This is a genomic window from Pectobacterium cacticida (assembly GCF_036885195.1).
Lineage (GTDB): Bacteria > Pseudomonadota > Gammaproteobacteria > Enterobacterales > Enterobacteriaceae > Pectobacterium > Pectobacterium cacticida.
This window is the reverse complement of record NZ_CP133656.1, coordinates 616,239-632,258: the sequence shown is the minus strand read 5'-3', so window position 1 is coordinate 632,258 and position 16,020 is coordinate 616,239. Positions and strand designations below refer to the sequence as shown.

Annotated in this window: 13 protein-coding genes and 1 pseudogene; 3 read left to right on the top strand and 11 right to left on the bottom strand. The window is 43.6% G+C overall.

Annotation, left to right across the window (positions count from 1 at the left end; all coding sequences use genetic code 11):
* The first annotated feature begins 6 nt into the window (after positions 1–6).
* On the top strand, positions 7–753 hold the full coding sequence (gene mobC / locus RFN81_RS02945) for a MobC family replication-relaxation protein (RefSeq protein ID WP_264497712.1): 747 nt from the start codon (positions 7–9) through the stop codon (positions 751–753).
* 193 nt (positions 754–946) lie between these two features.
* Here mobC and RFN81_RS02940 read toward each other — a convergent pair whose 3' ends face one another.
* The gene (locus tag RFN81_RS02940; protein ID WP_264497711.1) at positions 947–1,891 is read right to left on the bottom strand and encodes an ArdC family protein; all 945 of its coding nucleotides are present in this window, start codon (positions 1,889–1,891) and stop codon (positions 947–949) included.
* A gap of 345 nt (positions 1,892–2,236) precedes the next feature.
* On the opposite strand from RFN81_RS02940, the gene RFN81_RS02935 reads away from it, so the two are divergent.
* Positions 2,237–3,040: a hypothetical protein gene (locus tag RFN81_RS02935; RefSeq protein ID WP_264497710.1), complete on the top strand. Its 804-nt coding sequence runs from the start codon at positions 2,237–2,239 to the stop codon at positions 3,038–3,040.
* A 369-nt stretch (positions 3,041–3,409) separates the two neighbouring features.
* Here RFN81_RS02935 and RFN81_RS02930 read toward each other — a convergent pair whose 3' ends face one another.
* Genes RFN81_RS02930 through RFN81_RS02920 form a run of 3 tightly spaced genes read right to left on the bottom strand, consistent with a single transcriptional unit; the run spans position 3,410 to position 9,087 of the window.
* The gene (locus tag RFN81_RS02930; protein ID WP_264497709.1) at positions 3,410–5,059 is read right to left on the bottom strand and encodes a response regulator receiver domain; all 1,650 of its coding nucleotides are present in this window, start codon (positions 5,057–5,059) and stop codon (positions 3,410–3,412) included.
* Between the two features lies 1 nt (position 5,060).
* Complete coding sequence (locus RFN81_RS02925) at positions 5,061–8,036, bottom strand: ATP-binding protein (protein WP_264497708.1); 2,976 nt, start codon at positions 8,034–8,036, stop codon at positions 5,061–5,063.
* Positions 8,023–9,087: a DNA cytosine methyltransferase gene (locus RFN81_RS02920; protein ID WP_085661443.1), complete on the bottom strand. Its 1,065-nt coding sequence runs from the start codon at positions 9,085–9,087 to the stop codon at positions 8,023–8,025. The genes RFN81_RS02925 and RFN81_RS02920 overlap by 14 nt, the downstream gene beginning before the upstream one ends.
* Positions 9,088–9,809: 722 nt before the next feature.
* On the opposite strand from RFN81_RS02920, the pseudogene RFN81_RS02915 reads away from it, so the two are divergent.
* Positions 9,810–10,034 (top strand): annotated as a pseudogene (locus tag RFN81_RS02915) (Arm DNA-binding domain-containing protein); the annotation flags it as partial.
* A gap of 298 nt (positions 10,035–10,332) precedes the next feature.
* Here the strand turns inward: RFN81_RS02915 and RFN81_RS02910 are convergent.
* From RFN81_RS02910 to RFN81_RS02880, 7 genes are read right to left on the bottom strand one after another with little or no spacing between them, the layout of a single operon-like run.
* Entirely contained in the window at positions 10,333–10,920 is a 588-nt protein-coding gene (locus tag RFN81_RS02910) for a cupin domain-containing protein (RefSeq protein WP_264497707.1), read from the bottom strand.
* Between the two features lie 57 nt (positions 10,921–10,977).
* Positions 10,978–11,682 carry a DUF1989 domain-containing protein gene (locus RFN81_RS02905; protein WP_378929001.1) on the bottom strand — a complete coding sequence of 235 codons (705 nt, stop codon included), beginning with the start codon at positions 11,680–11,682 and terminating at the stop codon, positions 10,978–10,980.
* A complete protein-coding gene (locus RFN81_RS02900) occupies positions 11,679–12,929 on the bottom strand; it encodes a M20 family metallo-hydrolase (RefSeq protein ID WP_319800189.1) in 1,251 nt (416 codons plus the stop codon). The genes RFN81_RS02905 and RFN81_RS02900 overlap by 4 nt, the downstream gene beginning before the upstream one ends.
* The gene (locus tag RFN81_RS02895; RefSeq protein WP_378929283.1) at positions 12,926–13,711 is read right to left on the bottom strand and encodes an amino acid ABC transporter ATP-binding protein; all 786 of its coding nucleotides are present in this window, start codon (positions 13,709–13,711) and stop codon (positions 12,926–12,928) included. The genes RFN81_RS02900 and RFN81_RS02895 overlap by 4 nt, the downstream gene beginning before the upstream one ends.
* Before the next feature lie 31 nt (positions 13,712–13,742).
* On the bottom strand, positions 13,743–14,384 hold the full coding sequence (locus tag RFN81_RS02890) for an amino acid ABC transporter permease (RefSeq protein WP_264497706.1): 642 nt from the start codon (positions 14,382–14,384) through the stop codon (positions 13,743–13,745).
* Positions 14,381–15,040 carry an amino acid ABC transporter permease gene (locus RFN81_RS02885; RefSeq protein ID WP_264497705.1) on the bottom strand — a complete coding sequence of 220 codons (660 nt, stop codon included), beginning with the start codon at positions 15,038–15,040 and terminating at the stop codon, positions 14,381–14,383. The genes RFN81_RS02890 and RFN81_RS02885 overlap by 4 nt, the downstream gene beginning before the upstream one ends.
* Before the next feature lie 7 nt (positions 15,041–15,047).
* Positions 15,048–15,902 carry a transporter substrate-binding domain-containing protein gene (locus RFN81_RS02880; RefSeq protein WP_264497704.1) on the bottom strand — a complete coding sequence of 285 codons (855 nt, stop codon included), beginning with the start codon at positions 15,900–15,902 and terminating at the stop codon, positions 15,048–15,050.
* Positions 15,903–16,020 lie beyond the last annotated feature (118 nt).

The following is a 16,020-nucleotide window of genomic DNA, read 5'->3' as shown; positions in this document are numbered from 1 at the left end:
GGCATAATGCTTATCGCAACGCATAGCGAGCGCACCGCCCGCAACAGCGAAAAGATAAAAAGGCTGCTGAATTTCCTGAAGGAAGAAACCTACAGCGACTTTAAAACGCTGATGCTGCTGTTTGGCTTCAGGGATCATAAATCACTGTATACGCTGCTGACAAAAACTGAACGAATGGGGTTAATACAAAAGCATGTGTTTGAATCACGGACGATGAAAATGTCGTTGTGGGGCATAACCAGCGACGGACTGGCTATCGTTTTAACGCCGGACGATGACATTTTCCCGGCACGCTTTGAACCATCAAAAATCACTGGCTGGACGCTGGAGCACCACCTTGATAATCAGGTTGCTAGGCTCATTCTAGAGAAAAAAGGCGCATCCAGATGGGTAAACGGCGATCGCTCAACGTTCCTCAGCCAGTATCAGGTCAAACACCGTCCAGATGGACTCATCACACTCCCTGACGGACAGGTCATCGCAGTAGAAACCGAGCGCCGCCTGAAAACCAAAGCTCGCTACCAGACGATTATCGCCAGCCATTTGCTGGCCCGGACACAAAAGAACTGGATTTACGTCTTTTATATCGTACCGGACCTACAGAAAAAACGGGCGCTTGAACTGCTGTTTGGCAGCATCAAACACGTCATCATCAACCATCAGCACGTCCCGTTGGAAGAACGTCACCGCCGGGTATTTCGCATTTATACCCTTGATGAACTGAAATACCTGTCACTAGGCAGCTATACGTAAGCTTTTACTCAGGCCATCACGATGGCCTCACCGGCCTGGCGGCGATACCGCCAGGCCGGAATTATTTTATTCCACTGCGAGGCGCAGACTGTTCGGTACTCGCTGTGCTGCGTTCCGCCTCAGTCTGCGCCTTGCAGCGTTGCCAGTTAAATACCCTGTAACCGCATTCCCTTGCGGTTGTCCGGCTCCGGCCTCAGAGTTTATCCATCAGATAACGATGCGCTTTAGAGGCGGAGCTAGCGGCTTTGAAAATATAGCGTTTGTCGTTTTTCAGCGCTTCCAGCCAGGAAGCAATGTAGCTTTCATGTTGTACCTCTCCATCAATCCCCAAATCTGCCATCAGAAAGGCACTTCCCAGCTCCGCCACTAATTCCTCCTCCGCATAATCTGCACTGCCAAACTTCCCTTTCATTTCACGGTTCAGGCGTTTTTTACCACCACTCCAGTGAACCAGCTCATGCAGGCCAGTAGCATAGAAATTAGCTGCATCCGAAAAGAGACGGCGCTCCGGTAGCCAGACTTCATCTGTTGATGGACTGAAAAAAGCATTTTGTCCTTTCTCAATGATGTTTGCGCCGCTCTTCCTGAACAGGTTTTCAGCCTGCGGCAACGGGGCAAATGTCGCTTCCGGGCTGACGGTTTCCGTTGTCAGAGGCAAGCCGTCGATTTGCTGAACGTTAAACACGGTGAAAGTTTTCAGCATTGGGATCTGGTCGATTTCTCCGGCGTCGTTTTCCTTCTCCAGTGTTGTGTAGAAAATGGCTGTAGTGCCATGTTCACCCTTGCGAACCTGTCCACCTGCTGCCTGTGCCTGCCTGTAAGTCATCCAGCGGGAATCGCTAAAACCCTGTTTTGACGCGCTGCACCATAACAGCATGATATTAATTCCACTGTAGGCTGTGCCAGTGGCGTAATTGGATGGTAGCCCAGACATGCCCGATACGCGTTGCCACGGGCAGGACCACGGTTTTACACCTCCTTCAAGTGCTGCAATGATGTTGTCGGTAACGGTCTGATAAATATCGGTTTTGGTTTTATAAAATTTCGTTTTTGAGGAGCCTGACGGGTCCAGCGGGGATACGCTGGTCGCCGCTGCGGAGTTAGGGGCGCTGGTCTGGGTATGCAGTGTAATAGACATGGTTTTTTCTCCGTCAGTAGTGTGATTTTCGTCTTCGTATCGCCTGACGGTTCGCTTTCCCAGCATCGTTCTGTCCTGCAAGGGCGCAGCATGCGTGCCATTTACCCTTGCAGGATGGGTTGTGTTGGGAAACGATTAACCGGAAGCAGATACGGAGAACGGAAAGTGCACAGGAGAGAAACTTGCCCCTATATAGCCGGGTGTAGCGCCCCTTACTTTGCAGTGGTGAACTTGAGTTTCGATTACTTACTAAGTAATAATGCAAACTCTGTTTTTGTAATGAGTTATGATAAAATATTCATATAGCACAATCTTATTATTACCTTCAGATTGCAGAGATACGAAATGGCACATATTTTCACGAGTTTACGTCATCCTGTTGAAAAACTTATGGAAGCAGAATATTTCTTCAAACGTTCAATAACCTTAGATGGTTTAGAATTCCAGTTTGTACTCAATGCTTTTCTTTCTGCTAGCCGTAGTGTGACGTTTGTCCTCCAAAAGGCTATGTCAGGTGTAGACGGGTTTTCAACGTGGTATGGCCTTCAACAATCAGAAATGAAATCTGATTTGAGTATGCGTTTTTTTGTAGAATTAAGAAATTTAACGCAAAAAGAGGGTCCTGTATCTTATATTGGCGGGTTTTTGCCAAATGGTTTATGTACATATCGTTTTGTTGGCCACTCACAAAAAATCCCCCCCGAACTGAAAGGGAGAGATATTCGTGAATGTTGTTCAGAGCAACTGATGAAATTAGCAACTTTATTACTTAAATGCCAAGAAGCCTTCCCATTCGCGTCTTGCCCAGCCCAAGCTTTTACAATCGAAGGAAAAACTTCCTTAGGATATAATTGGGATGATGTAACCAGAGCACTTGGATTACCTGATGGATACATTGATGTTGTAGATATACCTGACGCAGAGAAATTAAGGATTTTAAGTAAAGATATCGAAGCGGTCGATATGGCTAACATTCAGCGTATAGCTGCTGGAAAATTTTTCGTAGATGCCGACATTTTTCCATTCAAAAACCCGACTCATGATGGATTGATTGATCGTATGGCTGATTTAATATCATCAGAATTAAATTTGCAACCGCACGCAGCATTTATCAGTGCAATAATGGGAAAGACTGAAGATAAAGATTGACCTTATATTAATCAGGATTAAAGGTAAGTAGTCATTTTTTCGTTAAGATAATACGGGCAATGTTTTTATTTTTTGACTTCTATCTAACTCTTCCAATCACACTAGAAAACAAAAGAAACCTGCAAAGAGAAAATAAAATTTATTAACGGCAATGTAGGTTATATTAGATACTGTTTCGCATATGACCACTTGATGATAATCATAATTAAAACTATGGATTGGACAAGAAGGTTACTTAATTACCTTTTACCAGAAACATATTTTTTGCCAACAACCATAATATATAAAAATAATACTGACAGTTCCCTTTTATTGCACCCTGGAAACTGTCATATAACATCTAAGAAAATACATTTATGGCATAAATATCTAGTTCAACCGCCGTACCCATTCGGGTTCATCAAGACCTACACGAGATAGACTCGAACTATATTCCTCAACTATGCGCTGAGCGTAAAGTTCTTTCAGCTCAATGATAAACTCAAACCTCTCGGAATGTTCTTTTTCATTGGAGTAATAAGATGGTTCAAAATATTTTTTGTTATCAATTTCACATCTTGTTGCAAGAGCGAAACCATTAGTTCCCGAGAACTTAACTGTTCGTAGAGAATATGTAGACTTATCAATTTTAAGTTTAATACCACTAGGGGTTAAAAAGTTAAACCCACCATCATTAACCTCGTCTAATGAAATAAAAAGAAAGCGACGCTTCTCTCCCTCTTGAATTCTTACAGAATCACATCTTTGTTGAATGCAAATATAATAACACCCATTATCGAGAGTGCTTTTAACAACCGTACCCAGTGATAAAAATGGAAGATGGTGAGGCGAAAAAATTGCACTTCTATGGTAGCATAACTTTGCAAAATTTTTATTAATTTCTTCTGTCTTATCAAATTCCGCAAACAAGGTTGTGGCATATTTTTTTATTAGAATACCGATTTTTTTTGTTGATAGTTGTTGCCCATCGCTGCTGATTAAAGAACTAGAAAATTTATTATTAACATCGGAATCAGACTGCAATAATCTCAATAATATGTCCGCATTTCTTTGGTAAAAAACATTGTCTGGAGTACCATCGTCCTTATAGAATGGCTTTACTCCATCTTCAATATTTTGTTCAAGCCATAACTTGACTTTTTCTTCATTCAAAAATTGATTTAGGCTTCTATATCTAATAATGGATGAAAAGGTATCGCTCAGCAGCTGGACTAACAGTTCATTTGCATCAAAAGAGTTAGGTAACAAAGTTTGATGTGCTAAATAAGCTGCGTCTAACTCCTTAGAAAAGAGAGTCAAAATATGATGAAAGTTCCTTCTAATTTCAGCAAGAGATTCCATTGCGAAATTGGAAAGTAACCCACTTGTCATTTCCGTAAATTGTAATGATATGAAATCAGGTAATTCTTCATAACTCTTTGTTTTATTGGCCAATTGTGGTAAATGTTGAGCTCGACCGACTCCTCCATTTGCTTTTGATATGACCATGATTTTACAATTATTAGACATAACAGTGCATGGATCATCTTGATTAATGCTGAAACCAGAAATGTTTTTTTCATTAAGTGCCGCATTAATTTCTGATGCAATGTTAGAGAGATCGACCTCACCAGTATAAATTAGGATCAATTTTATACAGTGTTGATTATCAATATCACCAAGAAGAGATGTGATAATTTTCTTCGTGTACACGCCTCTTACATCATCCTCCTCAGCATCTTCTTCATCATTTTGTGAATCATTTTCTGCTGGTTCCTCATCAAGCACTATCTGCCAATCAAGTATTGTTACATCAGACTTGTTCGCAATTGAAGTTAAGTATTCAAGATCGCTAACTAGCTGAGGTTTATAGACAGCACAAATTTTTCCCTTCTTAGAAAATATTTTTGTGACTTCTTGTGCATCAAATTCATGCTGATCTTTTGGGCCATTGCTATTATATGCTTTATCATCAATGAAGATAATATTCTGAATAAAATGATCTGTAACTGCTGTTGAAAATTCATTGAATGTTTTCATTTTATTTTTCCACCATGGAAATTTTAAATGTAACAGTTGAACCCTCTCTTGGCTCATCTAACGTCAATTTATAACCTATCGACTCCAGAACTTCATTGCTGATATGCAACCCCATTCCCCGACCATTATATTTTCTTGAAAAACCTAGGCTAAATATTCTGTCTTTATCACGATAATCAACGATTGGTCCATTATTAGATATATAGACATTGCCGTTATCATCGGCGTGTAATCTTATAGTTTTGTCGCTACTATTACTTTCATTTAGCCAATAAATTGCATTATCGATTACGTTTACGAAAACTGGATAAAAGGATGAGCGGAAACCATAAAGTTTACCCTTTGAATATCCCTTCGTATGTTTGAAAGAAATATTATGCCTATCCATTCTATTTTTAAACAAATCGATTAAGAATGATTTAATTTCAAGAAGTTTAATTTCTTCTCTTTTCCTCTGTAATCTTCTATTTAATGGGGTAAAGAGATTGAGATAACCATCTAAATGCTCGAAGTTAATCTTAATATTTTTATAGACACCTTCAAGATCTTCATTGACATCGCTCCAAGCCTTTAAATCTTTAAGACTAGTTCTTATCGATCTAACAGTACTATTAAATTCATGATGAATGATACTCACAGCTAAACCAAGCTGACTCAACTCAACATCAGCATGAATTTTTTCTCTCAAAGCATCAACTTCTTCACCAAGCACTTCGGTTATTAGTTCACTGGTTATATAATTATTATCTTCATCTTTCTCCCAATAAACACCCTCAAGTTGTCTGATGATAGTATCTAAAATATTTGTATTTCTTTCGCTGACATTGGTAATTTCTGCTGCTAATTCATTTCGTTTAGCAACTAAATCAATATCAGATTCACTTTCTATAGATATGTGTTTAAATTTGTCTTTTACAATGCGGATTTGGTTATCTAAATCAATCATTAAATCTGATGTTAACTCTTTAACTCTTTTGTTTATATCCAGAACAACTTGTTCTGTGCTTTTTCTTTTTTCAGCATTGACTTTCCTTGCTTCGACAGAAATAAAATCAACCGCCTGTTCTAAACGCTTACGTTTGCTTATTTTTATTTGATAATCATTAATTGCTTTATCAACTAATTGATCAATTTTTTCGATAGCTGGCTGAAAACATGTACCCTCTAACTCCTGCAAGGTCGTTAGATATGTATTATAATCTTCTTTCAGCTCTCCTCTAATTAAAAACCCTCTAGGAGTTGGGACAATAATAGAGCGCTTATATGCATTAATCTCTTCTCTAGTCTGGGATTCAACATCAATTATTTTCTGACTGGCTATGTCAGGATCTTTAATTGAGTATACACTGTGAAACTTATGTTCACTTTCTGTCAGAATATTATTTACATCTTGTTCAATTAGTCCATTTGAATGATGCTCAAAGAAATAGCCAAGAGCAGATTCAAATTTAGCTTTTTTTAGCTTAGCTTGCTTTTCTCGTTTCTCTAATGCTTTGTGAGAAGAAAGTAATTCATTTCTTTTTGTTGCCCAAATTTCTGCTTTTGGGCCCGCTTTTACATCATCTCGGAAAAAATCAGCCGCCAGTTGGATAAAGAAGTTTTTAAGAATATCTCTCAGATGCTTGTATGCCTGATCTTCAATAAACCCTTCACGCCCAGCCTTTTCTTTTAATCTAAAATTTTCGTTTTGCGAAAGACTTATAACTCCAAACATTCTCCTATACGAAAAGAAAGCAGAACCAGCATGTTTAGATCGTCTTTTTTCAATTTCAAGATAATCATAATCAGAATCACCATAAGGTAAAATTCTAATATTATCTTTATAAATATATAAACCACCGAACTTATCAGATTTGGATGTAACTCGGGCATAATCTTCATTAGCCATTATTGAATGCCTTCTATCCCCCTGAACATAAGCAAGGTTTATTTCAAAAGGACCACAACTGGTTAGATTTAGGTTATTTCCAGTCCAATTGACTATATGTTCAAAGTTTTTATCATGATAAATTCTTATGTTACCTTTAAACTGCCCGTATTCGTCAAAAAAACCATGAAAATGATGATCTGCTTGTTCAAAATCCTCACTAGTGAAAAAGTGCTCTTTGTCAATAAGATCAATATAAGTATCATCATTACTTCTATAATCTCTGAATACGATATCTAACAAAGGTTCAGGATGAGATATCGTCATTGTATTATGAAAACCCATCAACATTTTTTCTATTTTTGTAGCCTCTTTATCATTACCATCACCATCGATATCTGAATTCAGAATTTCATCAACGGGAGAAATGATAAAGATCGTACCTCCTGAATCATTACTACCAAAGGTGCTAAATCGAATTAATTTTTTACTCAGCGTTTTTGGGCAAATAGAAAAAGATGTTATGGTTTCTTTTATTTCTAAGTATTTTTCTTCACTTAAAGAATCTTTGCTGAATAAAATATCAACTGAATCTAGTAACTCAGACTTCATAGAGTTTACTTGATCGACATCTGGAATTTGTTGAAATGTTTTGGTCGGAACAACGATATCATCTAAATTTAACCCAGGAAGTTCAAATATTTGCCAATTAATAAATGCAGCCGTTATCTCATTCGTGTTTTTAGCCTTAGTTATTATTAATACCTGTTTACCTATTGAGGCTATAGCGAGGCGACCTATACCTTTCTCCCCCATCTGATGTCTAAATTTTTTAGATTCATCTACTGGGGGAAGGGATGCGTTTGTATGTTGAACTTTCGACTCAGTACCTAATGTAAGCCATCTATTTTCAAAGTCAGTTCTTGACATACCTACGCCATCATCTCTGATAATAAAAAGGCTTTTCCTACGAAAATAATCTATATCAACATGATCAGCATAAGCATCATGAGCATTTTTTAATAGCTCATTTATGGCCGTAGGGATGCCCGCAATCTGTTGTCGGCCTAATAAGTCTAAGGTTCTAGCTCTTGTCTTAAAATTTGCCATGGTTATCTCTCTTTGAAGCCTCATTATGCTCAATGAAGTGCAGACCAAATTGTCGAGCTAACTCACAAGGGACAGCATTTCCAATTTGTTTCGCCATCGAATTAAAAGAACCTTTAAATATATATTTTTTTGGAAATGTTTGTAGTCGAGACGCTTCTCTAATACTTATAGCTCGATTTTGTGTTATATCTGGGTGACCAAAACGTCCATTCGAATAACTATTGCACTTTGTTGTCAAAGTCGGAGCAGGTTTATCCCATGACATTCTGCCATAGGTATCTGTATGGCCAGTATAATCTTTGTGACAAGTGTTGATTAAATTGGTCGGCCAGTCCCTGCGATCCCCTCCTTCTGGGGTATTTTTTATTCTCTCTAAATTCAACTCAGTTAGGATCGCCGAACGATGTAGTTCATCATTTTTATCGACTTCTCCCGATGCAAGTTTTGGATATTCACCAATAAATTCTCTAACTGTTTTTACAGGTGAATTTTCTATATCATGAGTTGGCTCTGGTATTGATATTGGTCCTAGCAAACTAGCCAGAAGAACAAACCGTTTTCTTCTTTGCGGCACGCCATATTTTTCAGCATTTGCCACAAAATACACATAGTGGTAGTTTAGCTTATCAAGCAAAGAAATAAATCTTGTGAAAGGACTTTCTTTACTACCATCAATTTTCTGTATACCAGGAACATTTTCTAATAAAATATATTCTGGTAAGAGTCTTGAAACGAAGCGGTGAGTTTCGTCTAGGAGGCAAATCCTTTCATCATCTTTGTTTTTATATTTGTTTTGCTGTGAGAAAGGTTGGCAAGGGGCGCAGGCACTTAAAAGCAAACCATCTGCACTTTTGAATGCTATAGAGTTCGCAACCCTTTCAACAGTTACATTTCTGATATCATCGAAGATGAAATCAGCATCAGGGAAGTTAGCTTTGTATGTTTCTGAGGCCTGCTGATCTACATCAATGCCAAGAACAACGTCAAAACCGGCCTGACGTAGCCCTTCGCTAGCTCCCCCACATCCACAAAAGAAATCTATTGCAATCAATTTAGTATCCATTCGTCACATACACAATCTAACTAATTATTATTATTAGATTTGTTATTCAATGACATAAAGTTGACAAGAATAGTTCCTCTTATTCTACTCAAGAAAATCATTTAGACCAAACTTTATGATCGCACCTGAGGATGTTACATGACGAGAAAATCATTTAAAAAACATGCAATTAAAAACAATAGCTGTTCATCTGGCGGGGATCTCGTGTTATACAGAGAACTTCTGTTGTTTCTGGTGGGCAACATTATTTCAAATAGTTTCTGTCAATAAAATGCTCGTTTAGTAAAGTACTTACCTTATGCTTCGTCTTAAAATTAACAAATTATTATTTATCAATCACTTATAAAACAACACCATCGTTTGTCTTGATTTACAATATATAAATCAAAGGCTTATTTTTTAAGATGATTAGACCGCATTCGACATTCAATCAAATGGTGGTCACTCTGGTGGTCTTGACAGAAAGGAATTTCTGATTTAGCTTATTTATTAGCCAGTTAATGGCAAAGGCGATCCCAGTCAGAGGAGCCAATTTAAAGAAAGCAGACGTTCACTGACGTCTGCTTTTTTGCTTTTAATCAATTGGTTACCCCCTTCTTTAGGTTCACCCTCGTCCACCTTAAAACACGCGAAGCCATACCCTTTTGCTGGTAAAAATACGGGTAAAGCGGGTTCGATTTCGTTTTTACCAGTAATCGGAGGGTGCCGTCGTGTCACTGACTGATACGAAAGTAAAAAATGCCAAGCCGTCAGAAAAGGTGGTTAAGCTTACTGACGGGTTCGGCCTCTACCTACTGGTACATCCCAACGGTTCCAAATACGGGCAGTTAGGCTATCGCTTTGAAGGGGAATAGAAGGTGTTTTCCATCGGCGTCTATCCTGCTGTTTCTTTGACTGATGCCAGACAACGCCGGGATGAAGCCAAAAAAGCCATGACGGCATATTGGCTTACAAGTTTGACCTACGATCGGACCAAAACTGTCAGGAATTACTGCCACTTTTCGCCCAATTTAGTCTCCGCATGATAACCCGTTAGACACGAGGCATGTGATATCAGAGAAGAGCCAGAGGGAAGACTCTGACAGGGAAAATATTCATGCAACGCATTGAACGTAACACTCGTGGCATTACGCGCCCGCATTTAATGTCTGGCTTGGAAAACCAGCTGTTTCACACGCCCGATTGAAGCGTGGAAAAGGCCATCGGCGCGTTCAATAAAGAGAACAGCAAGAATTAGAATGTGACCGGGGTATTAACCCACAGCACCTTGACGACGACATCGCCACTATTACGATAGCCATGGGGGATCTGGCTCGAGAAATAGAATGAATCGCCCTGTTCCAACGTCCAGACATCATCTCCCAGACGTAATTCCAGCTTACCTTCGAGCACATAGCCCATCTCTTCACCATGATGTTCAATCAACCCATCGCTAGCGACGCCAGGCTCAATAATATGAATATTGCCTTGCAATAATCCGCCTTTATGAGGCTGGGTCAGATTTTCCAGCTCAATCCCCCCCTTTTTACTGCGCTGCAAAAATCGCTTACGGTTTCGTTGTTCTGGTTTTAGTACTGGCTGCTCAGCGGCCCAGTCATCGGCCATCAGGTCGGCAATGCTGGTTTCCAACGCTTTCGCCAAACGATGCAGCATCGCCAACGACGGCGATGCTGCATCGTTTTCCAATTTGGATAACAGGCTCTCTGAGCACGCCACTTTTTGCGCAAGTTGTTTGAGCGTCATTTCATGTACTAGACGTGCATGGCGTAGCCGCATTCCCAACGGCGTGCTGGTAGATTTCGGGTCGGCGTTCTTTTTCATATCTCGACTTCTTGAGTTTTGCCAATGGCCTGCATCATGCAGGCCAGACAGGATAAGTTATTCCATTACGATAAATTGAATTTCTTTTGGCGAGCAGCCGTTGATAGGGACGATGTCTTGTGGGCAGGCAGACATCACCGCCACGCAGTCCAGCTCGGCGCGAATTTCTACATAATCACCCGCTTTGCTGACAGCGGGCAACCAGGAAATAGAATAATCAGGATTTACCGGCGTATTCATCCATAAATTAAGCGGTTGTGGCACTTCACGCGCACGCAAACCAATCGCATTCAGCGCCATACGCATATTGTCGGCACAGCTATCGTGGTATTCCGTGATCCCCATGTTGGTGTAACGATAAAGATCGCACGCCGCGATCAACGTATCGTGTACGCCGGGCGACGTATCGGTCAGTAATGTCGCGATCGCACGGCGCTGGTTGGTCACCAGCACATCACCCGGCTGCGGGATAATCTTGTCGATGAAGGCGCGCGTATGCTCCATGGAAGAAAACTCGCTGAGATCCTCGCTATTGAAAAACCAGGTATCGCAAACCTGACTGCCTGGGGTGTTGATGATCTTAATCACCTGCCCTTTTTTTAGTTTAACGGCACGTCCGCAACGCGGCGGAATCGTATATAGCTCATTGAGAATGGGAACGCCGTCGGCCGAAATGGGTGATGTAGCCGTTGGATTGCGTCCTAGCGCATCGCCATTGTCTTTCTCACAGCAGGATGGATAGTGTGTCGTTGTGGTCATCATTTAACTCCTTCGATTGAGTGGGATAGCTCAGTGAGTGCGCAGGCCAACGCACGAGCGCCGGACGCCAGTGAGCGAGGATCGGTATATTCAGCCGGATTATGGCTAATGCCGTTGTGGCTAGGGACAAAAAGCATGCTGGTCGGACAGTGTTCGGACAGATACATGGCATCGTGAAATGCACCTGACAATAGCGTCATGTGCGGTATATCCAAGGTATTGGCCGTATTCTCCAGGACCTGGTTGAGGCGCGCATCAAAAGTGACGGGCGCCTTATTGAGTAATAATTCGACAGTGACGCAATCACTAGCCAACGACGCCATTACCGCGTCGAGTTGTGCCAGCTTTTCCGTCGAGGGATGGCGAAAATCAAGGGTAAAGCGCACATTTGAGGGAATCGTGTTGATCGCATTCGGTGTGACCTGCCAACGACCAAACGTCAATCTTAAGGCGTCATCCGCCGCATCGTCCATCGCTTGCTCAATACGGTTAAGCTGTTGACGAGCCAGCGTCATGGCATCTCGTCGTTGCATCATCGGCGTCGTTCCCGAATGCGCTGATACGCCGTGACAAGTCACCTGATACCAGCGCACCCCCTGAATGCCGCTGACGATGGCCAGCGATAAATCGCGGCTCTCCAGCACGGGCCCTTGTTCAATGTGCAATTCGATAAAACAATCCATTTCACGATCTGGACGAAAAGGAATCGCCGCAAAACGCGTTTGATGCTGATCCAGCGCATCACGAAATGAAATATCATCCACGCCTACAGTATTAAGATACTCGGACAGGCGTTCAGGATAGACGAAGGCGCTGGATCCCATGGCGCCAGGCGCAAAACGACTGCCCTCTTCGTTAGTCCAAATGACAACTTCGACAGGACGTGCGGTAACAACCTGCGCATCATTTAGCGCTTTCAGGCAGGCCAACCCTGCAATCACGCCGTAGCAACCGTCATAGTTGCCGCCGGAGGGTTGCGTATCGATATGGCTGCCGGTGGTTACCGGGGAGACCTCCAGTCGTCCCGGTCGGCGAAAGAATAAATTTGCGGCCGCGTCCCGGTAAACGTCACAACCAAGCTCTCTGGCGAGACCGATAAGCCAGGCTCGCGCATCGAGTTCCTCACCGCTCAGTGCCTGCCGATCTACGCCGCCATTCGCTAACTGGCCAAACTCCGCCAGTTGCGCCAACCGCTGGTTAATCCAGCCTTCATCCACCTGCTGAGAGACCCGTAAGCCCATCTCCATCATGATAATTTCTCCAACTCTTCGGGCTGTAGCGGCCGACGAAACAACGGGGCAATGAAGCGTTTTAGCCGCTCGCTTTGCGGCTGCGTAAATATCTGTCTCGGTGTACCGCTTTCGATAATGTTACCGTCAGCCATGAATACCAGACGCGAAGAAATGTGGGCGGCAAAGGCCATTTCATGCGTGACCATCACCATGGTCATCCCCTGCTCGGCCAGCACACGGATTACATCTAGCACCTCTTCAACACGCTCAGGATCGAGCGCCGAGGTAGGTTCATCCAGTAGTAATAGCTCCGGGTTCAGCGCCAGAGCACGCGCAATGCCCACGCGCTGTTGCTGCCCACCAGAAAGCCGTGCAGGCCAATCATCGGCCTTTTGCGCCATACCCACTCGCCCCAACGCAGATATCGCCGCCGCTTTCGCCATTTGACGCGACAGCTTTTTACCCAAAACCAGCGGAGCGGCAACATTGTCCAGTACGGTCATATGCGGCCACAGATTGAACTGCTGAAACACCATTGCGAGCGGTCGACGTACTTCGGCGATGAGGCTGGCGCTATCAACATGCGCAGGGCCTCTTTGCCTCCCCGAATAGCCGAGCAGTTGCCCTTTAATTAGCACATCGCCTTTGTCGTAGGCCTCCAGAAAATTCATACAACGTAGCGCCGTGGTTTTTCCTGAGCCGGACGGGCCGATTAGCGTGACGATCTCGCCATAATCGACGCGTAAATTGATGTCATTCAGCACTACCTGGTTTGCGAATGACTTACCCACATGGCGCATTTCGAGCACCGGTATAGAAGTATCGATCACGTTATTCTCCGGTTCGTAATATATGACTCAGCGTTCTTACGCTTAGGCTGACCCCTTGTGCCAGCAGCCAGTAGCTGACGATCAGTAGGGTATAAGGCAAGACATAGCTGTAGGTGTTGGCCACAATCTGGCTGGTCGTCATGGTCAATTCCGGTACGGTAATAATTGACGCGATGGCGCTCTCTTTAATGGTCAGAATGAACTGGTTACCTAACAGCGGCAGGGCAAAACGGATGGCCTGCGGGGTCTGGATATGCCAGAAACAGCAAACCGAAGAAATGTTGTTGGCTAATGCCGCCTCGCGCTGTCCCGGCGGGATGCTGTTCCACGCGGCGCGGAAGATCTCACTAAAATAAGCGGCGCTATACAGCATCAGCGATAGCACAGTGGCCTCAACCGCGCTCAACATGATGCCGATAGACGGTAGGCCAAAGTAAATAACGGCCAGTTGCGCCAGGAATGGCGTACCGCGAATCACCCACACGTATAGTCGCCATAGACGAAACGCTAACCCACATTTGCCGCACAGCCCGTTGAAGGCGAACCCCAGTAACATGCCCGCGAACGCGGCACTCAGGCTTATCCACAGGGTGACACCCAGGGCCTGAATATATTCAGGCAGATACTGCATGAATTCAGTCATCGTTGTTCCCTCTGCCAGTGGCGTTCCGTCTGGCGTCCCAACAGCGCGAGCAGGCTAGTCAGCAGTAAATAGACCAGCGCGACAGCCAGATAGACTTGTAACGGCTGGTAGGTAGAGGATGCCAGTTGCTGGCCAACCCGCATCAAATCGGTCAAGGCAATCACTGACACCACCGCCGAGGCTTTAATCACATCAATCAGCTCGGAAATCAGCGACGGCAGCGTCATCCGAATGACCTGCGGCACCTGAATTCGCCATAAAATTTGCCGCGAACTGAGCCCGCAAATAGCGGCGGCCTCAAGCTGCCCCGGCGAGATGCTGGAGAAACCACTTTTCAGAATTTGTGATTGATAAGCGGCCGTATTTAGCGTTAACGCTAATACCGCGGCTACAAAACCGGGGATGTCCAGACCGAGCTGCGACGGCAAATAGAAGCAAAGGAGTAACTGCGCCAGAACCGGCGTACCGCGAAACAGGCTGACCCATCCCTGAGCCGTCAGCCGACAAAGCCGCAATGGGCTTGTCGACATACGCCAGACGCCAATTCCTACCAGAAAACCGGCGACCATTGCCGTCAGACAGAGCGCAAAGGTCGTAAGCGCTCCCTGAGTCAGCATGGGCAGCCAAAGGATAAAATTCGCGATGAAATCCGTCATGGCTCACTCACAAGGCTGGCTTAGGCATATCTGTTGCAGGAACGTCCATGGTGAAACCAAACCATTTTTGCTGTAGTGACTTCATCGTGCCGTCGCGATTGGCGTCAATAATGCCGTCGCTGATCAGTTTCACCAATGAGGCGCTGTCGGCATCTTTACGCCCGACCCAACCAAAGAATGTCTGCGGACCCAGCATGTCCGGCAGGGTGGAAAAAATACCCGGTCGCGCTTTAATCAGCGGCCCCAGGTTAGCAAGCGACTGTGCTACACCATCGAGGCGTTGAGACGCCAGATCGGCATAAGCTTCATCAAAAGACACATACTGTTTAATCGCTTTAATTCCGGGCTTACCTTTAGCCTTCAACGCGCGATCAAAGGATTGCAAGATTTGCAATTGACCCGATCCGGCTTGTGAACCCACGATTTTGCCGTTCAGATCGTCAAGGGTATTAATCGTGCTGTCGCCCGCCCTTTTAAGTAAGGCAACCGTAGACTCCGCCACCGGGGCGGTAAAACTGAAATGCGCCATACGCTGTTGGTTAACCGTAACGGCGGTGATGACAAAATCGAATTTCTTCGCATCTAATCCTGGCAAGATGCCTTGAAAAGGGAGATCCAACTGCTTCACGGTGACGCCGGGCAACGATTTCGCCAGGATGTGATTCATCAGATCAACGTCATAGCCCACGATTTTGCCGTTTTCGACATATTCAAAGGGGGCATACCGTGCTTCGGTCGCTACCGTTATCTCCTTTGCTTCTTTGATTCTCGCAAGCAGATCGGCACTCCATACCGGGGAGCAAAAAAGGCTGGCGGAGACCAGCGTCAGACAGGCGGATAAGGAAAAACGAGTCAGAGTCATGGCATGCTTCCTTAAAGTAGTTTGAACATCAGTAAAGTCACTTGAACAAAATGATATAAGCATGAAACATGCCAACTGAATTATCGTTAGCGCTAAAAATTCATCATGATGAAAAATA